Source organism: Anaeropeptidivorans aminofermentans (assembly GCF_940670685.1).
In the GTDB taxonomy this organism is placed as follows: Bacteria; Bacillota; Clostridia; order Lachnospirales; family UBA5962; genus Anaeropeptidivorans; species Anaeropeptidivorans aminofermentans.
Window position 1 is genome coordinate 670184 of sequence record NZ_OW711693.1, and the last position, 22728, is coordinate 692911.

Genomic DNA, 22728 nt, shown 5'->3' on the forward strand with positions numbered 1-22728 from the left:
GTTTCAATGGATACGGAAGTAAGAAAACTTGATTTTAAGCTTGCTTATATTTTAATAGGCGTTTTAGCCGCAGCGGCTATGACGATGCTCCCTCTTAAATATTCTGTTCTCCTGATTGCAGGGGCCGGATTTGCTGTGTTTACATTTTTTAAATTAGAGATTTCTTTTGGCATGTTTATTTCCGTGATGGCTTGTGCCCCTCATGAATACTGGAACAATATGCTTATCGTTCTAGGGGCTCTGTTTTATGCCGGTGTATATGCCATACAGTATTTTTCGGGAAAAAGAAAGGGAATGGATTTAAAATATCTTGCCCCAAGCCTCATAGTTTATGTGTTCTTCTGCATTGTAAGCCTTTTTATAGGCTTCGGCGGAATGGACAGCGTAAGGGTATTTGCCATTCTTTTCGGGTGTATTATCATTTCCGTGCTTTTTATCAATATTATTTCAACAAAAGAATATTTCGACATGGCAGTAAAAATGATTACTATAGCCATAACCCTTTCAGCTCTTCTGGGGATATACAGATATATGGCAGGAATAGAAATAAAGTCTGAATTTGTAGACCTTACGAAAAGCCAGGGTCTTTCAAGGCTTTATTCCGTTATGGCAAATCCCAATAACGACGCCGAATTTTGGGTAATGCTTCTGCCTTTTTCCATAGCGTCAGCATTTATAACAAAATCAGATGTAAAACGTCTTTTTATCGGAGGCATGATTGTAATCTGCCTTGCAGCTTTGATGCTTACTTATTCAAGAGCCGGGTATATTGCTTTGATGGGTGCCGCCGGTATTTTTATTCTTCTTACGGCCCCAAGGCTCGTTCCCGTATGTATCCTTCTATTCATTATGCTGATACCTTTTATTCCTTCGTCTATTGTTGACCGCTTGCTTACTGTGGGAAAGGATACTTCCAGCAAATACAGGTTTTTTATCTGGGAAGGCTCTATTAATATGGTGAAGGATTACTGGGTTCAGGGTATTGGTATGGGCCCTTCGGCTTTTTCCACAATTTACAGAGGATATGCCAACAGAAGTGCTTTGAATGCCATGCATGCCCATAATGTCCTTTTAAACGTATGGGTGGAAACAGGCATCGGCGGTTTCATCGCCCTATTAGCATACCTTATTAAAACCTTGAAGGCAGGGGTTTCGGCGTTTTATCATGGAGAAGATAAATTAGTTAAATTTTATTCTGCAGCGGCAGTTTCAAGCTTTGGTGCTTTTTTCATATTCAGCATGGTTGAATATGTATGGTATTACCCAAGGGTAATGCTTTGCTTCTGGATAATCTCTGCCATGGCGTTTTCTCTTCATAAAATCAACGGAGGTAAAAGGGCATGAAGGTATTGCATCTCATAAGCGGAGGAGATAAGGGCGGCGCTAAAACCCATGTTTTTACGCTGCTTTCTGCTCTTACGGAAGAAATAGACATCAGAGTAATATGCTTTATGGAAGGGGCCTTTTATAATGAAATAAAGGATATGCCTATACCTTCTATGCTGATAAAGCAAAAATACAGAAATGACCTTACCATAATAAAGCCTCTTGTATCCCATATCCGGAAGGAAGGATATCATCTGATTCATGCCCATGGGGCAAGGGCAAATTTTATTGCCATGTTCCTTCGGCCCTTTATTAAAATACCCATAATTACAACTGTTCACAGCGATTATAAGCTGGACTTTACAGACAGCCTTTACAGGCGATTTTTTTATACGGGGCTCAACAGGCTTGCCCTGAAATATATGGATTATTATATCGCCGTATCTGAAAGCTTTAAGGCCATGCTTGAAGGCAGGGGCTTTCCTGGGGATAAGATTTATACGGTGTATAACACGATAGATTTTGAAAGAAAGATTGACTACACTTCCCGTGAGGAATTTTATAATAGATACAATATAGATGCTCGGGGGAAAACCGTTGTAGGTATTATCGGGCGCTTTGACTATGTAAAAGGCCACGATATTTTTATAAATGCCGCGGCGGAGGTTTTAAAGAAAAATAAGGACGTTATTTTTCTTCTTGCCGGAGAGGGCACAGAACAGCCGGGCCTTGAACAGCAGGCTGAAAAGCTTGGCATTAAAGATAAAGTTATATTTACAGGATTTGTTGACGACATATTCAGCTTCATAAATGCCATAGACATCAATGCATTAAGCTCCCGTTCCGAATCCTTCCCCTATGTGCTTCTGGAAGGGGCCAGAATGAAGAAGGCTACGGTTTCCACCAATGTGGGGGGAATCGGAGATTTAATAAAGGAAGATGAAACAGGCCTTTTGGCAGAGCCGGGGAATTTTAAGGAGCTTGCTGAAAAGATACTTAAATTTGTAAATGATGAAGACTTCAGAAACACTATGGGAGAAAACCTCTATCATTTCGCAAGCAAAAACTTCTCAAAAGAAAGCATGAAACGCAGACATATCAGCATATATGAAGACGTTTTACGCAGGCGAAAGACGGAAAGTAAGCTTTTCGACGTGGTTTTATTCGGCTATTACGGATACAGTAACAGCGGAGACGAGGCTATTTTAAAATCCATCATCAGTTCTTTGAAAGAGGAAAAAGAGGATATTAATATATTGGTTCTTTCCCGGCGGCCTTCGGAGACTACGAAAGAACATAAGGTATTTGCCATAAACCGTTATAATATCTTTCAAACCATAAAATATCTTAAAATAAGCAGGGCGATTATTTACGGCGGCGGAAGCCTGATACAGGACGTAACCAGCACCCGTTCTTTGGTTTACTATACTTTCGTCTTGAAAATAAGCAAATATTTCGGCTTAAAGCTTATGCTTTACGGAAATGGCATCGGTCCTGTTTTAAAGGAAAGAAATATACTAAGAGCCCAGAAAGCCCTTGAACTATGCGATTATATCTCTTTAAGAGACCCTGAATCCTTTACGGAAATTAAGAGGCTGGGGGTAAAAAATGAAAATGTCCATGTTTCTGTTGACCCGGTATTTGCCATAAAATTAGAGGAAAATAAAAAGCCTGAGGATATATTCAGAGCGGAAGGCATAAAGCTTTCAGGAAAGTATTTTGTAGTATCTGTCCGTATGTGGCGGTTTAACGATTCTGAATTTTGCCGGAAAATGGCGGAAGTTATTAAAGAAATCAGCAAAAAGCATCATATTACCCCCATATATATCCCCATGCTTCCAGATGATATTGTTATAATAAAAGATATTGCCGGAAGGGCGGAGGTAGACTGCGGTATCATAAAGAAGGTTTATGATATTTCAAGCATAATGGCTTTGATAGGCGGGGCCGAATTAGTCCTGTCCATGCGCCTTCATGCTCTTATATACGCCGTAAGCGGGGGAGTTCCCGTTATTGGGCTTTCTTATGACCCGAAGGTTAAAAGCTTTATAGAATATATTAAAGAAGAATATTGTATGGATACATCTTCCATAGATACTTATAGGCTTATGGAAATGGCCGACGAAATCATGTGCGACAGGGAAAAGGCGGCAGAAAGAATAAGAAGTCAGGCGGCACGGTTAAAATCTCTTTCAGGGCATGATGCCAAGGAAGCCATAAGGCTTGTAGAAGAATAAGAGATTTGCTCCGGCCGGGCCGGGGGGGGGGGGCAGCCTCGCTGTCGGCCTGTGCGTCGGCTGCCCCCCATGAAAGAACTGTAGGGACTGATGCCTGCCAGGCGAACGGCTTCATCAGCCCAAATATACGAATCATGGAAAACAGCCTAAATTAAAATTCCATAGGTGATATTGTGAATTGGATAAAACGCAAACAAAACCGTTTGAAAGGGTACGACTATAGCAGAAATGGTGTTTATTTTATAACTATATGTACAAAAGAGAAGCGGAATATATTAGGCCGGATATCATCAGCACCTGAAGCAGTGACGGAGCTTTCGGCATATGGGATTATTGCGGATAAATATCTAATGCGGATAAGAGGTTTAAAGAATTATATAATAATGCCGAACCATATACATATGCTGATATCTATTGAATCAGCTGATGATACCTATAAATCCATACCCCAGATAATCAAATCCTTTAAAATATTAGTAACAAAGGAAGTTGGTTTTTCGGTGTTTCAGCGTTCATACCATGACCATATTGTACGCAATGAAAGTGAGTATCAAAAGATATGGAAGTACATTGATGAAAACCCCATAAAGTGGCAGGAGGATTGCTACTACAATCAGAGGGGGCACCATGAGTGGGAAGAATAGGGAATAATATCGGGGCGATGAGGGCATCGCCCCCTACGAATCAGCGCATGAGAGCCCTGTAGAGGCTTGATGCCTGCCAGATGAAGCCTGCATCAGCCCGAAGTATAATGTGCGGAATGCCGGGGCAATGAGGGCATCGCCCCCTACAGATAGCCCATAGAAGCCCTGTAGAGGCTTGATGCCTGCCAGGTGAACGCCTATCAGCCCGAAGGATATAATGTGCGGAATGCCGGGGCAATGAGGGCATCGCCCCCTACAGATAGCCCATAGAAGCCCTGTAGAGGCTTGATGCCTGCCAGATGAAGCCTGCATCAGCCCGAAGGATATATATGTGCGGAATACCGGGGCGATGAGGGCATCGCCACCTACAGATAGCCCATAGAAGCCATGTAGGGGCTGATGCCTACATCAGCCCGAATAGTCTCCATAAGGAAAGAAAATGCCCCATTGAATAAACCGCAAAAAAAACGCCCCGTAGGGGCGTTTTTAATATGGTTCTGATTATTGTAATAACTGAAGGATACTCTGTTTGGACTGATTAGCCTGTGCAAGCATAGAAGTAGCGGCCTGCTGTAATACGTTAGCCTGAGTGAAGTTCATCATTTCCTTAGCCATATCAGTATCACGGATACGTGATTCAGAAGCTGTAAGGTTTTCAGATGAAATGTCAAGGCTCTTCTGAGTGTATTCAAGTCTGTTCTGAGCAGCACCTAATTTAGATCTCTCAGTAGTTACGTATGTAAGAGCTGTGTCAAGAGTATCAAGGATAGCAGTAATATCTTTACCGGAAGCTTTCTTTACATCAATAGATGATGTACCATTGCCGTCACCTATGCCAAGAGCGTCAGATTTAAGAGAGTTGATGGAAAGCTCCATTTTCTGATTGCTGTTTGCGCCAACCTGGAAATAAAGGCCTTCAACATCACTAGCGTCAATAGCAGCCTGAGCATCATTTACACCAGTAACTGCAGCCTCATAAGCTGTAAGGCTAAGAGTAGGGGCAGTATAAGTTTCAGAGCCTGAGTAAGCGGTTATAGCATCCTCAAGAGCAGTATAGGCACTAGCTATTTCACTTGCTGTTGTTGCATCTTTAAGAGAATTGGCAGCAGCAAGAACATCATCACTATCAGTACCATCTGCCTCAGCAGCTGTGATAAGAGAACCAAGAGCTGTTTGAACAGATGAATTACCAAATGCGGTTACGAGAGCACTAGATTGGGTTTCTAATGTAGCTTTAGCAGATTTAAGAGTTGCTTTTTGAGTAGGAGTACCTTTAGCATAATCGCCACTGATAACCTTTTTCTTGTTGAATTCTACTCTTTCAGCCATAGAGTCGATTTCTTCTATAAGCTGATTGATTTCGTCCTGAATTTTTGTACGGTCGCCCTGAGCAGTTGAAGTAGTGTCGGTATTATCCTGGTCGTTTGTATCACTGGAAGCCTGAACAGTAAGCTCACGGATTCTTTGAAGCATGTTGTCGATTTCCTGCATTCCGCCTTCAGCAGTCTGGATAAGAGAAACCGCATCCTGAGTATTCTTAGAAGCCATATCAAGACCTCTGATCTGTGCTCTCATTTTTTCAGAAATAGCAAGGCCTGCTGCGTCATCGGCTGCAGAGTTGATTCTGTAACCGGAAGAAAGTCTTGTGGAAGCCTTAGTCTGCTGATTTCCAACGCCTTTAAGGGCTCTGTGGCTGTTAAGGGCCAAAATGTTTGTATTAATTGCCATATTACTCATAATATTCATCCTTCCTTTGATAGAATGGCAAAGTTCCTTCTTTGCCTATTAAATTTTAATTTGAATATAAACCAAGGCCCCGGCCGGGAAAGGCGTTAAAGTAAAATAGTCTTAAGGTAGTAACAAAAACTGTAAATAAGCTTTTGTTACTGTTATTAAATTATTTTACTATGACCAACCTCGGCGTATAATCTTTTAAGCGAACAAGATTATTAAAATCTTGTTTTTTGCTTTCATAATGTTTATCGGTATAAGAAAAAAATACTTTAATGTTTTTTCAAAATATTTGCAGAAAAATGATTATTAAATACAGTAAAGGAGCTTAAAAAAGCTAAAACTAATGTTTAGAGAATAAAAACCGGGGCGGTTAACCGCCCCGGTTTTTATTTTGAAAATATCTTATAAAACTCCCAATCTCTATAAAGCAAGAGGTCCTTTTTATCCTCAGGGGATATGTTTGCCGTGGAATCTCCGTAAGCGGTAAAGCTTGTATGCTCAAATATAAGGGGATAAAGCTCCCTTAAAGAATTCACATAATCAAAGAAGGGAGAAATATTTTTATAGCCTAAAAGGTCTATTAAATACGCGCCGACATAATTGGAACTTATTGTCCTATCTTCCGGCATAAAGAGGGTTTTTGCATTTTCTTCTATAGCGCTTATTTCCTTTGCCGCCTTATTTTGGTAAATGATGAAGGGGGTGCGATAAAGGCGCGTAAGGTCTTCCTTGGAATTCACTTCGTATTCCTCAGGATAAAATGCCTTATAGACCTCTTGGGAGAAAGCCGGAAGATGGTCTCCGTAATAAAGAAGCACAATAGGCTCTTTGCTTTCATTGATATAATTTATAAGGCGCATCAGCTCAATATCCGCATCTTTAAGGCCTTCAAAATAATTTGAAAGGGCGTTTATATCAGAATCCGATAAAGGTATTGAGGAGGAAAAATTGGTTTTTGCCTGATATTTGTCGTTATAAGGCCCATGGTTTTGTATTGTAACACAGAAGCCGAAATAAGGGGTATCAGGATTTTCGTTAATACTTTCCTCGTACATTTCTATAACCTTATCTATGGTGACTTCTTCATTTATATACATGCCTTTATTTTGGGTCTCGGGGTTGAAATCATCTAAAAATACGGATTTTTCAAAGCCGAAGAATTTGAAAACGTTTTCCCTGTTATAAAACCATGAATAGCCGGGGTGAAGGGCTTCGGATTTATATCCTATTTCAGAAAGGACGGAAGGCATAGCTTCAAAATCATTTCCCACAAGGCGGTATGCAAAGGGCGCCCCTCTTAAATGCCTTGAGGAAAGGCCTGTAAGGCTGTCAAATTCCGTGTCTGCCGTTCCGCCCCCAAGGTTTGGCACAACGATTTGACCGTAAATGGAATCTTCCTTTATTTTTTTGAAATTTTCCAAGGGGTCTGTGTAGCCGGTAAAATCAAAATTGGGATTTAAGCTGATTTCGGAAAAAGCTTCCCCCATAATCATGAATATGTGAGGCTTTTCAGCAGATTTTAATTCTTCGATGCCTGATTTTTCAAAGGAATTCATTTTTTCTATGACCAAATCAGGATTATAGCCGTCGGGCTTTGAAATTCTGTTGGTATTGTTGGCGTAAATAAAGCTATATAAAAATCCTTTTGAATTAAAGGTATTTACCTGATTATAGACATTTCCGATTACTGCAAGGCTTGAGTTGATTTTCTGGTTTTTATATAGAGAGCCATTTAAAAAGAATGCAGAGAGAATGCATATGAAAACCCCGCCAAGCCTTATTTTAACATCAAGTTTTTTATTTTTTACCAGAATAAAAACTGCCGCGGAAAACAAAATATAAAGAAGTATACCGAAAATTACGGCAAGAATCATTTTTAAACCGAAGCTTTTGGCAATACCCATTACCTCAAACCCAAGAGAAATATCCCAAGGAAGAAAAGGGTCGTTTCTTAAAAGGATTTTTTGCCTGTTTACAAATCCCATGAGAAGCATTACAAATGCCGTTATGCTAAAGGAGATAACGAGGTTTGAGCTTATAAAAAACAAAAGCAGCGAAAAGATTAAAACGGGGATAAAATTAAGTAAAATATTAAGCCCTTTGGTCCTTCTCGTGCATTCGATAATATCCATTATTCCGTCGGGCTGCAGCCACAGCATCATTAAAGTAAGACCTATGGAAAAAAGAAATATCAATATGAAGGACACTGTAAAATTCAGATTTAAAAGAGGTTTAAGCCTTTTTTTATTATTCATTGTCATATTCCTTTTCATTAGCATTCCTTGAGCCTATGCTTCTGTAAAGATGCCATTGACTCAAGGTTTTTCAGTTTTTACAGTAAATAAACCTGAAAAAAGACCGGATATATTTGCTATAAACTGAAGGAAAACTTATTATAGTAAATTTAAAGTTAAATAGTAGAAAAGCCGTATATTCACGAAGGCTCAAAAATGCACCGTTTCCAAAGGAAATCCGTGTTTTTGAGCCTGATGGGAATAGGCTTTTGCTACTTCTTTATGATAAATTTACTATAAATTTAAAAACGAAGAGACTGTTTTTAAGTTTAATAAGTATATCTGTAATATTGTAGCCCTTTATGTAAAAAATGTAAAGCTTAGCATAGGGAACATACGGATTAAGTAAGAAAATCTTAATATTATTTTTATATTACTAAATGGTTAAAAAACTGTATAAATAGAGGCATTTGAAATTTAAAATCCGCATAAATCCAAGCCTTTTTAAAGCTCTTTTCTGTAAAGCTGGAAAACCTTGGTCCATTGAAATGAAAATCCAATTTTGCTATACTTGGATATGCTTATGAAAGCTATAATATGAATAAAATCAAGCGAAAATTGATTTTGTTCAGAAATACATTTTCAGAAGAAAAATGTATGAGCAAAAACTTTTGCTTTTTATTATTTATAGCATATCCCGAAAAGACATAATTAAGCATTGAAGACGTGATCAGGTAGAGTAAAACAAATAAACAGATGCTGTAAAAACGTATATTCGGAATAATTCAAAAATGTAGTGTTTTTGAATTATGGAGGGTAGTTCTTTGCAGCTATGCCGCTTTTGTTTTACTGTAGTGAATTTAAAGTTAAACAGTAGCAAAACCGTATATTCATTCAGGCTTAAAAATATATCGTTTCCAAAGGAAGCCTGTGTTTTTGAGCCTACAGGAAATAGGCTTTTGTTACTTCTTTAATAATGAATTTACTATATATTTCAGCTTATGATTAAGGAGGTTTTTATGGAGAATTTGATTGTTAAAAAACTAAAAAAGAGTCTTATAATTCCTGCGGCGGCAGTAGTAGTAGGGCTTTCTATATTCAGCATGCCCCAAAGGGTTTATGGGTCTGTTTTTTACGAATCAAGGGTAAAAGAAGATATTTTAAAGGGAGTCACCTATGAAAGAAGCACTCAGGTAGGAGAAAGCGGGCTTCTTGATGTTCATGTGCTTAAAATTGATGTGAATAACCCCAATGTTAAAATAAGCCCCATACGTACCGCAGGGGTTTACGGAACGAAGGAAAATGTTTTTGATATGGCGGCTCAAAGCGGTGCAGTGGCTGCCGTAAACGGCGACTTTTTCGATATGAATTTAAGCCCTGCAACACCTTTTGGAACGGTGATCGAAGACGGAAAGATAATATCTGCCGATATGGAATATGACGGTTATGCTACATTTTTTATCGATGAGGGAAATAATCCCTTCATCGAATACGTAAAGCCAGAAATCATATTTACAAATAACGGCGAATTAAATATGAAGGTTCACGCGATGAATAAATATAAAAGAGATTTCAGCGCCGTATATTTTGACAGAAGCGCAATTACAAATACTGCGGAGCTTGATAAGAAATTCCCGGATTTAGTGAAATTCGTTGTTGAAAACGGAGTAATTACATATGTTTCAAAGGGCAGCGAGACCGTTGAGGTTCCTGAAAACGGCTATATCATCGTTGCCGCGGCTACATACGCCCAGTATTTTTATAATTCTGTAAAAGTAGGCCATACGGCTGAAATAAAGGTTCAGGCGAGATTTGATTTTGATGCCATAGAAACGGCCATAGGCGGCGCCGGAAAGATACTTGAAAACGGAAATTACAGCAATTACGGCTACGTTGTAGGCCCTAACGGAAGAAATCCAAGAACAGCCATCGGCGTAAGCCAGGATAAAAGCACGGTTTATATGGTGGTTGTAGACGGCAGAAACCACAGCGTAGGGGCAACCCATGCGGAAATGGCCTCAATACTCCTTAGGGAAGGTGCATGGAACGCCATGCACTTAGACGGCGGCGGCTCTTCTACTATGGTTGCCGATACAAATGAAAGAAACGGCCTTGAAGTAGTAAATTCTGTATCAGGCGGTTCCATGAGAAAGGTCGTTAATGGCATCGGCGTTTTTAGCGAAGCGCCCTTAGGCGCACCGGTTTCCCTTAAATTAAATATTTCCTCCGATAAGGTTTTCGTAGGAAACCCTGTTACTTTAAGCCCGGTTGGCCTTGATGAGAACTTAAGAAAAACTTCTCTTCCCGAAGGCTCTATCACTTATTTTTCAGACGACACAGAAGGCATTTGGAAAGAAAATGTGTTTTATCCTTCAAAAACAGGCCTTGCCCTTGTAAAAGCGACCTTTAACGGCTTTACGGAAGAGCAGGCTATAGAGGTTTTACAGCTTGCTCAGATTGTTCCCCTGAGGGATTCTTTGAAAATGTCTTTAGGCGACAGCTATCAATTGAAGTTTGAAGGCATCAGCACAACGGGCACATCGGCCCCTATTGAAAATGTAAACTATGAGGTTATTCCGGCAGAGCTTGGAGAAGTAACGGATAATGTTTTCCATGCAAAGGGCGGAAAAAGCGGATATATAAAATGCTATATAGGAGATATTGTAACTTATATCGATGTCAGCATCGGAACTGAAAAACGCTGGGTTAATAATTTTAACAAGCCTGAAAATACCCCTATTGAATTTGTAGCTTCGGGGGACAGCGTTAAAGGCAAGGTTTTTTATTCAGACGCGCCTAATGCTCCGGGGAATAACGCCATAGGCCTTGAATATAGCTTCTCTGCAAGCGACGCTACCCAGGCGGCATATGTACAGTTTAAAAATCCTATTACCTTTGCCGACGGAATAGATGCCATGGTGATATCGGCCTACGGCCTTAACAACGGCGGCTGGTTAAGGGCAAAAGTTACCGACGCAAACGGAGACGCCTTCCTTTTAGACCTTTCAAAAGACTTTAATCAAAAAGGCTGGACACAGCTTGAGGGTAAAATTCCTCAGGAGGCAGTTCACCCCATTAAGCTTGAAAGACTTTATATAGCGGCTTTATCCAATACGGATTTATCTGCAAAAACCATATATTTTGATGATTTAGGCGGGCTTTTTCCGGCAGATATGGGCGTTATTCAAAAGCCCCAGTCAACAACTTACCAAAATCCTTATATTGCAGATTTAAGCAGTGCTCCGCAAAACGGAGAAATGGATATAACAATAGCAGGAGATACCCTTCTTTCTTCAAAAGAAAAGCCTGAAAACTACGCAGAGATACAAAATAAGGCCCTGGCTAAATTCAGGACTAATTCCAGCTACATTATATATGCCGGCGAAACAGATATTGAAAACACAGGCGGAAATTCATATAAATGGACAGGCGGATATAATTTCACCATTAAGGATAACTATGCCATTATACAAATGAGTGCCGCTAAAGGAGGAATCGCGTCAACGAATCCTAAGAGCTGGGGCTTTGTAAGCCAGGCAAAGGCATCTCCTGCAAACCATGTAATAATACTTTTAGATAAAAAACCCAGCAATTTAAGCAGCAGCGTTGAATACGAGCTTTTTAAGAAGGCTGTAAACGAAATAAAACTTACGGGTAAAAACGTAATTGTCATTTCTACAGAAGGAAGTGCAAATTCCTCTCAAATAGTAGACGGAATTAACTATATTAATGTAGGCGGGTTATTTAACGGTGATAAAACCGTAAACTCGAATTTCTCAACCCTGCGCCTTAGAATCAAAGGAACAGATATAAAATATCAGTTTGAAAAAAGCAATTAATAAAAGAGTGCGTTGAACCAAAAGCTTGATTGCTTAGAATAAAAAAGCCCCTAGGGGCTTTTTTATTTATATTAGCTATAGTGGATTTAAAGTGAGCTGGTAATCTGTATATTCCCTTAAGCTCAAAAATGTACTCTTTCCGAAGAGAATCCGTGTTTTTGAATCTGTAATGGATAGGTTCTTATGACTTCTTTACAAGAAATTTACTATATAGTAAATACTAGGGTACGTATTGCTCTTCCACACTTAAGACAGTATCTTTTTCTATTGCTATCCAAAATGGCGGGGAAAAATCGGGATACCTTTTCATATGCTCCATCAGCCCGTCTAAATCCGTTTCGGAGTGCGTAAAATCCTTTTCCCAGTCGACGATTTGAAATGAAGTGTCTTTTTTCAATTTATAGGTTTTTGTACTGGTATCAGGATTATAAATATAAAATCCGTTTGGAAAGTCGTAATTTGCATCAAGGCCAAGCTCTTTAATTCTTTCCGTATCCTCTTGCTTTATCCATTCAATAGGGTCAAATTCAAATCTTTTATTTTCGGCGTCTAAATTATAGATGAATCCGATTTCCTTAGACGATGCTTCCTCCGCAGGCTTATCCTTTGTGCAGCCGCTGAAAAAAAGAAGGCCGGCAAATATAAATACAATGTTTTTAATCATTTTCATTCCCTCCATTCCTATGGATTTTTAAAAAATTCATATTCTATTAATAGTATAATTTACATATATAGGAATTACAAGTTCAGGAAGATTACAAAAAAGTAAAGATAATCTCTGGTATCAGCCGATACATATATAGGACGTGCTGATACGAATCTAAGCAAGCACCTAAAATGACGTTAGTCAGCGTTTCCCGGCAGATGCCTTCCAGTATGCGTCGTCAATGCCTCCTCGCCTGGCTATTATCTGCATATTTATATAGCGTGAGCATGCCCCAGCATAAAAACAATATATGCCTATACCAGTCTTATTTGCTCTGGAGAATCTATTGATTAAAGGTATTTCTTCGTATTATAATTATATTAAAGTTTAAATAGGCGCTTATATTGCAAAGAGGACTATTTATTAAAAAACTGAAGATATTCAGATACTCCTTGTTTTTTACTCAATCGGGTCTATGATTTAAACTGTTGTTTTACCTTTAAAAAAATCTGTTAAGTAAAAATTGAACTCTCATTTGAAAAAGAGCCTGGAATTTCTTCTTCGGGCCCGCTTCGTATAAGATATTTCCTGAAGGAACAGAGAGGAATTTTAAATGAATGAAAAAATAAGGCTTGCAACCACGGATCCTCTTTTAAAGGACAAAATAAAAGTGGATTTGGAAGGAGAGCTTAAAACTATATATTGGTATATTAAATTTAATATACCCCTTGATGAAAATACCGTGTCGGAAGAAACCATGAGGGTTACGGATACAAAGGGCTATATCATGAAAACCAATATAAAATATTATGAAGACAGAAATACCATCATCGTATCGCCTTTTGATTCTTATATGGAAAACGTATATTATGTGCTTAGTATTTCCAAAAAGGTTAAAAGTAAAAGCGGTAAAAATTTAAAAAGGGATACCCATATACTTTTTAAGCTTAAAGACAATCAAATCTCTGAATACGAGCTCTTAAAATCCACGGTTAAAATTCCCAAGCCGGAAGCAAGGCCTGAAAATTACGATGAAATTATGATAGAAACTTATCCCGATGCAGTTCTTAAAAAGGTTCACACAAAGGTCTATGAAAAGAAAATAAAAAGCGCTGCAAAAAAAATTAAAAGGCAAAATACGCCGAAACTGCCTAAGCTGCTTCCAAAAGCAGAGAATGGCAATCCCCATGAAAAGATAAATGCAGTGCTTAGATATAAGGATATTGATATTGATATCTTAATTAGCCTTGCAGGGATTATTCTTCTTGCCATAAGCTTTTATTTTAACATTATTCTTCTAATGGGAATCTCTGTTGTAATATGTATTATAGGTGTTATTCATATGCTAAGCCAGATGCTTAAAAAAAATGCGCTTTTTGCCATGCGGTATAATAGAGGGGTTACAAATTATAATAAGGGCAGATATGATAAAGCTCTTAAGCATTTTTCGAAGGCCCTTGAAATGGAGCCTAACGACAGAAAGCTTGACAGGATTATCGCAAAGACAGAGGATAAGATTTTCGGAAGGGATTGAATATATGAACCAAATTAAAAAGGTCGATTTTAAACGGGAACGCTCTCATCTTTATGCCCCCTCATCTAAAAAGGCTTCCATTGTTAATGTACCGGAAATGAAATTCATTATGCTTGACGGGTCCGGCCCGCCGGAAGGAAAACTGTATCAGGAGGCTATCCAATGCCTTTATGCTTTAAGTTTTACAATAAAAATGAATAAGCATATAAAAGAAAAAATAGAAGGTTTTTTTGACTATGTAGTGCCTCCGCTAGAAGGCTTATGGGGAATTGAAGGCGGGGAATTTGATTTTAATGCCAGAAGAGACCAATGGATTTGGACGGCTATGATTATGCAGCCGGATTTTATAACGGAAGAAATATTTCAGGAGGCCTTAAAAGAAAGTAAGTTAAAAAGGCCGGAGCTTGATTTTACCACTGCAAGGCTTTCCAGCCTTAAGGAAGGCAGATGCATACAAATTATGCATATAGGGCCTTATTCAGAGGAAGAAGAAACCATTTCACTCCTTAGAAAGACCATGGAAAAGGAAGGCTATAGAAACAGTGCTTCCGGTAAACAGATGCATCATGAGATTTATCTTTCCGACCCAAGAAAAGCAAAGCCTGAAAACTTAAAAACCATTATCAGGATTCCCATAAGACCTGCTTAAGCAGGGAAAAGCAATTCAGGCCTACAGCCTTATGTCTTTTCATTTTTACTAAGTATAAATAATGTAATAATAGAAATTGCCCTCTCATATATATAATTGTATGGATCGTATATATAAGGAGGGCTTAATTTTGGATAATTTCAATATCTATAAGGATATTTCCGAAAGAACAAACGGCGATATTTATATAGGCGTTGTGGGGCCTGTGAGAACGGGCAAATCGACATTTATAAAACGCTTTATGGATGAGCTTGTAATTCCCAATATTGAAAGCGGATATACCAGAGAAAGAGCTAAAGACGAGCTTCCTCAAAGTGCTACGGGAAGAGGAATTATGACTACAGAGCCTAAATTTATCCCCAATGAGGCGATAGAACTTACTTTAGATGAAAATATTAAATTTAAAATGCGTATGATTGACTGTGTAGGTTATCTTGTGCCCGGAGCAACAGGCTATCAGGACGGAGAGGGCCAGAGAATGGTGAATACTCCGTGGTCGGAAGATAAGATACCCTTTTCTCAGGCCGCCGAAATAGGCACGAAAAAGGTTATAAACGACCATTCAACCATAGGCATCGTAATTACGACAGACGGAAGCATAACGGAGATTGAAAGAAAGGATTACATAGAGGCTGAGGAAAGGGTAATATCTGAGCTTAAGAAGATCAATAAGCCCTTTGTCATTGTATTAAATACAACAAAGCCTTATTCGCCGGAAACGGAAACCCTCAGAGCCGAGCTTTCAGAAAAATATAAGGTGCCGGTTATGCCTGTTAACTGTGCCCAGATGAAATCTGAAGACATCAGTGCCATAATGGAAAAAATCCTTTATGAATTCCCTATTCAGGAAATCAAAATCCATCTGCCTAAATGGATAGAAACCCTTGAGCTTGAGCATTGGCTTAAGCAAAGTATAATTAATGCCATAAAAGGCATATTAGAAGACATTACAAAGCTTCGCTCCATCAAAGATAATATGCTTCTTATGGAAGACAATGAGTACATAAAAAAGGTTTATATTGACGGTATATCCCTTGGTGACGGTTCCGCTGATATAGAAATATCCGTTGATGACGACCTTTTCTATAGAATACTTAGTGAAACTACAAGAATGGATATCAATAGCGATTATCAGCTTATTTCCACCATAAAGGTCTTATCAGACGCCAAGCGGGAATATGATAAGGTAAAATATGCCCTTGAAGAAGTAAGACAGAAGGGCTACGGCATCGTTACGCCGGCCCTTGAAGAAATGAAGCTTGAGGAGCCGAATCTTGTGAAGCATGGTTCCAAATACGGTGTAAAGATTAAGGCATCGGCGCCCAGCATACATTTAATAAGAGCAGATATTGAAACAGAAATATCTCCTATCGTAGGAACAGAGCAGCAGAGCCAGGATTTGATTAATTTCATAATGGACCAGATGGAGGAAGGCTCCGACAAGGTTTGGGAGATGAATATGTTTGGCCGCAATATGCACGACCTTGTAAAGGACGGCCTGCAAAGCAAGCTCTATCATATGCCGGAAAGCGCTCAGGTTAAATTCCAGGAGACCCTTCAGAGAATTATCAATGAAGGCAGAGGCGGCCTTATCTGCATTATTTTATAAATACGTATTTTCCCTAAGCATATCTGAAAGATACGAGATAGAGTCAATTGCTTTTATTCTGAAGCGAATATTTGGATTGAGACGGCTTAAATAAGAGAAAAGCAAATTGACAATCATAGGATTTCATATTGAATCAAGTATAGTAAAAGGACGAATTAATAATAGCCTTAACAAGTTTTTTTTTACTTGCTAAGGCTATACTTATGAAGCTTATGAACAGTCCTTTTGTTTGTAGTTTTATAAGCTTTCCTTCAGTATATAGTAAATAAGCTTAGACCTTTTCAAGGTTATTTACTATATTATGTATTTAGAAAGGTTTTATTATTAATAGGCAAGCTTATGAAGGGTGCCTATTAAAATCTTGATGCCTTCTACTAAATCTTCTGTTTTAGTATCTTCGGCGGGGTTATGGCTTATGCCGCCGATACTTGGAACGAATATCATGCCTGTCGGTATTCTTGGGGCTATGATTTGAGAGTCGTGCCCTGCCCCTGAATGCATTATACGGTAGTTCACATTATTTTCTTTGCAAACATCGGTAATGATTTTTATGATGTTTTCGTCCATCGGTACAGGGTTATCATCAAGCCACATTTCCGTCTGCATTTCAAGGCCCAGCTCTTCCGCTGTTTTTTCCATGTCATGGATAATTTCTTCCGTAAAGGCGGAGAGTATATCCATGTTGGTGTGCCTGCAGTCTATGGTGAAATCCAGCTCTCCTGCAATAACGTTAGGAACATTTGGCCTTGGAATTACCTTTCCTATGGTTAAAACTAAAGGGTCTCCGAGCTTTTTAGCCTTATCTATAGCAGAAGCGCACATTTTGCTAAAGCCGTATACAGTGTCCTTTCTGTAGCCCATAGGGGTGGTGCCGGCATGGTTTGCAAGACCTTTCAAATGAACACCGAAACGTTTCTGGCCCACAATGCCCGTTACAATGCCAAGGGATTGATTATTCATTTCAAGAACGTTTCCTTGCTCGATGTGAATTTCAACAAAGGATTTTACGTCTGTTCTTGGACTGCTTTTGATATTATCATAGGAGAAACCGTATTTTTCCATCTCTTTAACAAAGAATAAGCCTTCGTCGTCTTTAATGTTTAAAACGTCTTCTTTATTTGCTATTCCCATAAAATTTTTGCTTCCCCAGAAATTATAAGGAAAGCGGCTGCCTTCTTCTTCGGAAAAGGAAACCACCTCTAAAGAGCGTTTGGGTTTGCCGTAATTTTCAAGGAGATATTTTATGGCAATATATGCAGCGATAATGCCAAATTGACCGTCAAGCTTTCCGCCGTATTTTACTGTATCAATATGAGAGCCGGATAAGATTGTTTCCTCAGGAAGCTCTGCTCCTTCAATTCTTCCGAAAAGATTGCCTACAGAATCAAATTGAGCCTTCATACCCAGCGCTTCAAACTTTGCCTTAAGGCCCGTTTGGGCTTCAAACCAGCTGTCGGTATAAACAAGCCTTGTTGTGCCTCCGGCAGAGTCTCTGCCTATGCTGGAAATCCATTTTACAGTTTCTGCCGTAAAATCAAATAAGTTGTCCATCTCTTTCCACCTTTCCTTTTAGTTATGCTTGAATAAATATGAAATAGTAGCATTGCCAATTTGCTTTTTTCTTATAAAGCCCTGTAAAGCCAAATATTTATTTCAGAATAAAAGCAAATTGATTCTATGTTGATTCAGCTTTAAAAATACTCTTTTTATATTTGAAGCAATATGAAAGAATAGACGCCCATCTACCTTTAATTTAAGCGCAGTTATTTATGATGGAAGAAAAGCAAATTGACGATACTTTTCAAGCTGAATAAGTTTTAGTGGTTTTTAGACTTTTAACATTTTTTATTTTAAGAAGTTTTAGAGATTAAGTTTATCACTTCCTTATCTTTACGACAACAGTTAGAATGGAAAATAATATATAATTTTTTAATTTATAAGAATAGTATACAGAAGTCAATTGTGGTTTATATTTTTACATCATGATATTTGGCATAATAAGCTAAATAATATAGCGTAATGTGACTTTAAAGTGAAAAATATCCCTTTTTGTATATTTATATAAAATAATGAATGCTTTAAAATCCATATGAAGTTTGTTCTTAGACAATATTTTGAGAAGGCTTTACAGCCTTCTTTTTATATACTTTTACTTAAACAGAAAATGCAATCTTGAATAGTTTTATAAGGAATGATACAATAATATATACAAGTAAACTTAAAAGCTATAGAGACATTGCAAATTTTTAAGTGAGCGGCCTTTTAATTTTAACAAACAGATTAAGCTTAAAAGGAAATATGATTTAAACAAAAACAAAGGATATAGCTTTATATATGGCAAAGCTTATTGACTGAAGGAGGAAATATTATGAAGGTACAACAGCTTACAAGCGATAATTTTAAAAGCACAATAGAAAAGGCAGGCAAGCCTATTATTGTAGATTTTTATGCAGACTGGTGCGGTCCATGCAAAATGGTTTCACCTATTATGGAGCAAATTGCAGAGGAAAACCAGCACATCGGCGTATTTAAAGTAAACGTTGACGAAAACCCTACCCTTGCGGCAGAATTTTCCGTTATGAGCATACCTACAATCATATCCTTTAAGGATAATAATATGTATAAAAAAATTATAGGCGCAAGGCCTAAAGAGGATATTCTTGATCTTGTAAGATAATATGTATTTCGGGTTTTCACAGGGAGCTTGCTTATGAATAATAAACAAACCAAGACGGCAGGGATTTTTATTCTGGTGACTTTCTTAATCGCTCTTATGGTATTCATAGGTTATCTCTATTATACCAATAAGAATACGGTTGTATATTTTAATCCCAATAAGAGACACGCTGCTGAAAAGCTATATTATAATATTATGAATAGGAATCTGGAGACGGATTATCCTGCAAGTCCAGAGGACGTTATGGAGTATAATTTAAATATAATACAGCTTATTTACGGTAATATGATTGTGGAGGAAAGTCTTTATGAAAATGTGATCCTCCAGCAGAGGAAACTTTTTGCCAAGTCACTTCTGGAGCAAAATACGCTGGAACAGCAGACTGAGGTAATAAAAACGGCGGTCAGCTTGCTTAAAGAGCAGCAATTAAGCAGCTATAACATATCTCAGCTTCCTACAATCTTTAACCCTCATGATAATGATTTCTGCTATATTAGGGTAAAACAGCAGCTTAATAACGGAGAGGATTTCTACTGGGAATATTCCTTAGAAAAAAACAAAGAAACAGACCGTTGGGAAATTGTTCTTTGGACATTAACCGACGAATATTATAATCCCATTTCCGAAAACGGAGAGCTTCCGGCAGGAAAATCATAAAAATTCAAAAGGCCAATTTATCGGCCTTTTATTTTTGGATTTTGACAGAAGCGCTTTATCATTAATTTGATTTTATTTATAAGCGGCATAAAAATAAGAGAAAAGCAGTGGGCAATAACTAATGCCAGCCTTTATTGCTCCTTTTTTCATAGAAAGAAAGAGCAATTTGTATAAAAGCATTTATTATGAGATATATCATGAAGGCAACAATAAACGGAAGGACGGAATTGGTTCTGCTTACGGCAACTTTAGCATAGTGAAGCACTTCAGGGACGGCTATGGCAAACATCAGTGACGTATCCTTAACTAAAGTGATTGCTTCATTTGTTATGGAAGGGATAACGACTCTTATCATCTGAGGTATTATTATAAACTTAAGGGTTTGATAATGATTAAGCCCCAAAGACCTTGCCGCCTCGTATTGGCCTATATCTACGGATAAAAGCCCTCCTCTGAATATTTCAGAAAAATAGGCGGCGTAATTGATGGAGAAGCCTATCGCCGCAGAAGTAAAGCCCGATAGGATAAAATGCTTTCCAATCACAGGTATGTAAGGCAGGCCAAAATATATAAAGAAAAGCTGGAGCATAAGAGGCGTACCCCTTATTACGCATATGAAAGCTTTGCAGAACCACTGTACGAACTTTAAGGAGCTCTGCATAAGCATTGTAATAAGAAAACCGAGAGGAATGGATACAATGATTACGATTAGAAAAAGCCCGGCTACAGCTTTAAGCCCCTGAATAAGCGCGAAAAATATACTGGGTATTTCATTAAGCACGGATACGACCCCCGGTCATTCTTTTTTGATGGGGCAATAAACTTGAGATGTTTATTGCCCTATAGTGAATTATAGTAAATTAAAATTAAACAGTAATAAAACCGTATATGTATATAGATTCAAAAGTTACCGTTTCCTGACGCAATCCGTGTTTCTGAGTTTATGGTGAATGGGTTTTTGCTGTTTCTTTATAAGAAATTTACTATAACTCTTATACTTTCAGTAAAATATGATTAAAGGCAGTTTGAAATCAAACAAAGGTTAATTCACAAGTGCTGTTTTTTAATTTTGCTCAGTACGATATTTATAAAGGTCCCATTAAAAACAGCGGATTAGAAATGCGGCTTTTAAAGGCCCCCATATCAATAAGTGATTATCATATCATCTTTTCCGAACCATCTATTTGATATTTCAGCTATTTTTCCTTCTTCGGCAAGGGCTGAAAGGGCTCCTTCAATTGCATTTATAAGCTCTTTATTGCCTTTTATAGCGGCTATACCAAAGCTTTCGGCGTTAAGCTTTTCCTCAAGGATATCAAAGTTCATGTCTTTTTGAGCCATATAAAAATTAATGAGAACAGAATCTATAATAAGAGCGTCGCATCTGCCTACATCAAGATCCCCAAGGGCTGTTAAGTAATCAGGATATTCCTTTGCGGTTCCGTCCTTTATGGAAGGATAAATTTCATCTTTTTGTATTGCAAAAAGGCCTGAGGAGTCGGACTGAGCCGCAACTACCTTTCCTGCAAGATCGGCTTTTGTTTTAATATCCGAACCTTTTTTTACGGCAATAACAAGCTGGCTTTCGATATAGGGCCTGCTTACCTCCATAGCCTCTTCTCTTTCTTCGGTTATGGTCATACCGTTCCAAATTACGGTTATTTTGCCTGTGGAAAGCTCCATTTCCTTCGATGCCCAGTCAATGGGCTTTGCTTCAAATTCTATATTGAGCTTTTCACATACTGCTTTTGCAAGGTCAATATCAACGCCTACGATATTGTTGTTTTCGTCGGTATATCCCATAGGAGGAAAAGAGGCGTCAAGGCCCAGAATAAGTTTTTCAGGGATTCCGGCGGCAGGCGCATTTTCTGTTTGAGAAGTCTCGGTGTTTTTTGAACTCGCGGTTTCCTTAGGGTTTTCTTTTTTATCTTCCGCAGAGACCGGTTCCTGTGACTGAACAGATGCTGAAATAGTTTCAGCTTCCTTTGAAGAAGAGGCATCTGCCGTTTTTTTATCTGAATTTCCAGAACAAGCACTGAATAAGGCCGTAAATAAAAGTATTAAAATAATATTTAATGTTTTTTTCATACAAATTCTCCTTTTTAATCGATACAGGCCATAGTGGGCCTTGATTTGAATATTTATAAAGGTCTTTTTACAGTAAATTTATTATGAAGAAGTAACAAAAGCATATTCCTAATGTGAATATAGGGTTTTTACCGTTTAACTTTAAATTACCGTAGTGAAATAACCTTAAGATAGTAACAAAAATCTATTTTTCATGAGGGACTTAATATAATAGAAACGCTTATATTAAGCCACTCACAGTCAAGAAAGCTAAAAAAATCCTTGTTGATTATAAGAGGACGTTCACCTGAAAACACTTATAGTGAAGCCGTAAAAGTGTTTTCAGGTTCACCAAATATAAAACATACGATTTTTGTTACTGTAATTAAACTGTTTTACTGTATATGCGCGCGTAAAATATAATAAATGGATCTATCAGAGAAGGCCCTAATTGTTAGGCTGCAAAGATATTCATACTGTTTTTGATGGTTTTAACCTGATATATGAAAAATGCTTTCCCGGGTGCATTTTTTATAATTTTAGGCTAAAGGTCTCAGCAAAATAAAAAAAGTCATCCGGCTATGCCGAATGACTTAAAAAGATAATCAATATCTATCCTCATCACAAGCATAACCCAAAAAACGATTATGCCTATGAAAATATCATAAGCTATAATCGTAAGCTATGAGGGTGATGAGGATTAACATTAATAGTAAACATATCTGCAACTCCAATTAAAATATTTCTGATAATACTATTACAAAAATACGAATTTGTCAATTAAATAATCAAAAAAATTAAAAGTTAATTTTTAATCTCCTGAAAAGAGCTGGAATTAAAATGCTTGTGAGCCGTTGGAAATTAGTGTAAAATCA

At 38.0% G+C, this 22728-nt stretch carries 15 protein-coding genes; 9 read left to right on the forward strand and 6 right to left on the reverse strand.

Annotation, left to right across the window (positions count from 1 at the left end):
* Positions 1–6 precede the first annotated feature (6 nt).
* From NBX03_RS02650 to NBX03_RS02660, 3 genes are all read left to right on the forward strand, one after another.
* Positions 7–1344, forward strand: a complete 1338-nt coding sequence (locus tag NBX03_RS02650) for an O-antigen ligase family protein (RefSeq protein ID WP_250229232.1) — start codon at positions 7–9, stop codon at positions 1342–1344.
* Positions 1341–3563, forward strand: coding sequence for a polysaccharide pyruvyl transferase CsaB (csaB, locus tag NBX03_RS02655; RefSeq protein WP_250229233.1), 2223 nt, complete (start codon positions 1341–1343; stop codon positions 3561–3563). The genes NBX03_RS02650 and csaB overlap by 4 nt, the downstream gene beginning before the upstream one ends.
* A gap of 173 nt (positions 3564–3736) precedes the next feature.
* Complete coding sequence (locus tag NBX03_RS02660; protein ID WP_250229234.1) at positions 3737–4207, forward strand: transposase; 471 nt, start codon at positions 3737–3739, stop codon at positions 4205–4207.
* Positions 4208–4708: 501 nt separating this feature from the next.
* On the opposite strand, the gene NBX03_RS02665 is transcribed toward NBX03_RS02660, so the two are convergent.
* Together NBX03_RS02665 and NBX03_RS02670 are read right to left on the reverse strand one after the other, a co-directional pair.
* Positions 4709–5944, reverse strand: coding sequence for a flagellin N-terminal helical domain-containing protein (locus tag NBX03_RS02665; protein ID WP_250229235.1), 1236 nt, complete (start codon positions 5942–5944; stop codon positions 4709–4711).
* A 383-nt stretch (positions 5945–6327) separates the two neighbouring features.
* The gene (locus tag NBX03_RS02670; RefSeq protein WP_250229236.1) at positions 6328–8196 is read right to left on the reverse strand and encodes a sulfatase-like hydrolase/transferase; all 1869 of its coding nucleotides are present in this window, start codon (positions 8194–8196) and stop codon (positions 6328–6330) included.
* A 998-nt stretch (positions 8197–9194) separates the two neighbouring features.
* On the opposite strand from NBX03_RS02670, the gene NBX03_RS02675 reads away from it, so the two are divergent.
* Positions 9195–12014, forward strand: a complete 2820-nt coding sequence (locus NBX03_RS02675) for a phosphodiester glycosidase family protein (RefSeq protein ID WP_250229237.1) — start codon at positions 9195–9197, stop codon at positions 12012–12014.
* Positions 12015–12234: 220 nt separating this feature from the next.
* Here NBX03_RS02675 and NBX03_RS02680 read toward each other — a convergent pair whose 3' ends face one another.
* On the reverse strand, positions 12235–12678 hold the full coding sequence (locus NBX03_RS02680) for a hypothetical protein (protein WP_250229238.1): 444 nt from the start codon (positions 12676–12678) through the stop codon (positions 12235–12237).
* A 595-nt stretch (positions 12679–13273) separates the two neighbouring features.
* On the opposite strand from NBX03_RS02680, the gene NBX03_RS02685 reads away from it, so the two are divergent.
* The 3 genes from NBX03_RS02685 to spoIVA all read left to right on the forward strand — a co-directional run bounded on the left by NBX03_RS02685 (position 13274) and on the right by spoIVA (position 16452).
* A complete protein-coding gene (locus tag NBX03_RS02685) occupies positions 13274–14194 on the forward strand; it encodes a tetratricopeptide repeat protein (protein ID WP_250229239.1) in 921 nt (306 codons plus the stop codon).
* Positions 14195–14198: 4 nt separating this feature from the next.
* A complete protein-coding gene (locus NBX03_RS02690; protein ID WP_250229240.1) occupies positions 14199–14843 on the forward strand; it encodes a GyrI-like domain-containing protein in 645 nt (214 codons plus the stop codon).
* Positions 14844–14973: 130 nt separating this feature from the next.
* Positions 14974–16452, forward strand: coding sequence for a stage IV sporulation protein A (gene spoIVA, locus NBX03_RS02695; protein WP_250229241.1), 1479 nt, complete (start codon positions 14974–14976; stop codon positions 16450–16452).
* Between the two features lie 324 nt (positions 16453–16776).
* Here spoIVA and allC read toward each other — a convergent pair whose 3' ends face one another.
* Positions 16777–18003 carry an allantoate deiminase gene (gene allC, locus NBX03_RS02700; RefSeq protein ID WP_250229242.1) on the reverse strand — a complete coding sequence of 409 codons (1227 nt, stop codon included), beginning with the start codon at positions 18001–18003 and terminating at the stop codon, positions 16777–16779.
* Between the two features lie 817 nt (positions 18004–18820).
* Here allC and trxA point away from each other — a divergent pair.
* Together trxA and NBX03_RS02710 are read left to right on the forward strand one after the other, a co-directional pair.
* A complete protein-coding gene (trxA, locus tag NBX03_RS02705) occupies positions 18821–19129 on the forward strand; it encodes a thioredoxin (RefSeq protein ID WP_250229243.1) in 309 nt (102 codons plus the stop codon).
* A 33-nt stretch (positions 19130–19162) separates the two neighbouring features.
* The gene (locus NBX03_RS02710) at positions 19163–19786 is read left to right on the forward strand and encodes a DUF6715 family protein (RefSeq protein WP_250229244.1); all 624 of its coding nucleotides are present in this window, start codon (positions 19163–19165) and stop codon (positions 19784–19786) included.
* Positions 19787–19904: 118 nt separating this feature from the next.
* Here the strand turns inward: NBX03_RS02710 and NBX03_RS02715 are convergent, their stop codons facing one another.
* Positions 19905–20567 (reverse strand): amino acid ABC transporter permease, encoded by a 663-nt coding sequence (locus tag NBX03_RS02715; protein ID WP_250229245.1) that lies wholly within the window; start codon positions 20565–20567, stop codon positions 19905–19907.
* A gap of 362 nt (positions 20568–20929) precedes the next feature.
* Positions 20930–21874: an amino acid ABC transporter substrate-binding protein gene (locus tag NBX03_RS02720; protein ID WP_250229246.1), complete on the reverse strand. Its 945-nt coding sequence runs from the start codon at positions 21872–21874 to the stop codon at positions 20930–20932.
* Between the last annotated feature and the right edge of the window lie 854 nt (positions 21875–22728).

Excerpts from the sequence above, each read along its gene's own strand:
- NBX03_RS02710 (WP_250229244.1), top strand. The coding sequence starts at position 19,163 with ATGAATAATAAACAAACCAAGACGGCAGGGATTTTTATTCTGGTGACT.
- NBX03_RS02665 (WP_250229235.1), bottom strand. The coding sequence starts at position 5,944 with ATGAGTAATATGGCAATTAATACAAACATTTTGGCCCTTAACAGCCAC.
- NBX03_RS02720 (WP_250229246.1), bottom strand. The coding sequence starts at position 21,874 with ATGAAAAAAACATTAAATATTATTTTAATACTTTTATTTACGGCCTTA.
- NBX03_RS02675 (WP_250229237.1), top strand. The coding sequence starts at position 9,195 with ATGGAGAATTTGATTGTTAAAAAACTAAAAAAGAGTCTTATAATTCCT.
- trxA (WP_250229243.1), top strand. The coding sequence starts at position 18,821 with ATGAAGGTACAACAGCTTACAAGCGATAATTTTAAAAGCACAATAGAA.
- NBX03_RS02670 (WP_250229236.1), bottom strand. The coding sequence starts at position 8,196 with ATGAATAATAAAAAAAGGCTTAAACCTCTTTTAAATCTGAATTTTACA.
- NBX03_RS02680 (WP_250229238.1), bottom strand. The coding sequence starts at position 12,678 with ATGATTAAAAACATTGTATTTATATTTGCCGGCCTTCTTTTTTTCAGC.
- NBX03_RS02685 (WP_250229239.1), top strand. The coding sequence starts at position 13,274 with ATGAATGAAAAAATAAGGCTTGCAACCACGGATCCTCTTTTAAAGGAC.
- NBX03_RS02690 (WP_250229240.1), top strand. The coding sequence starts at position 14,199 with ATGAACCAAATTAAAAAGGTCGATTTTAAACGGGAACGCTCTCATCTT.
- csaB (WP_250229233.1), top strand. The coding sequence starts at position 1,341 with ATGAAGGTATTGCATCTCATAAGCGGAGGAGATAAGGGCGGCGCTAAA.
- allC (WP_250229242.1), bottom strand. The coding sequence starts at position 18,003 with ATGGACAACTTATTTGATTTTACGGCAGAAACTGTAAAATGGATTTCC.
- NBX03_RS02650 (WP_250229232.1), top strand. The coding sequence starts at position 7 with ATGGATACGGAAGTAAGAAAACTTGATTTTAAGCTTGCTTATATTTTA.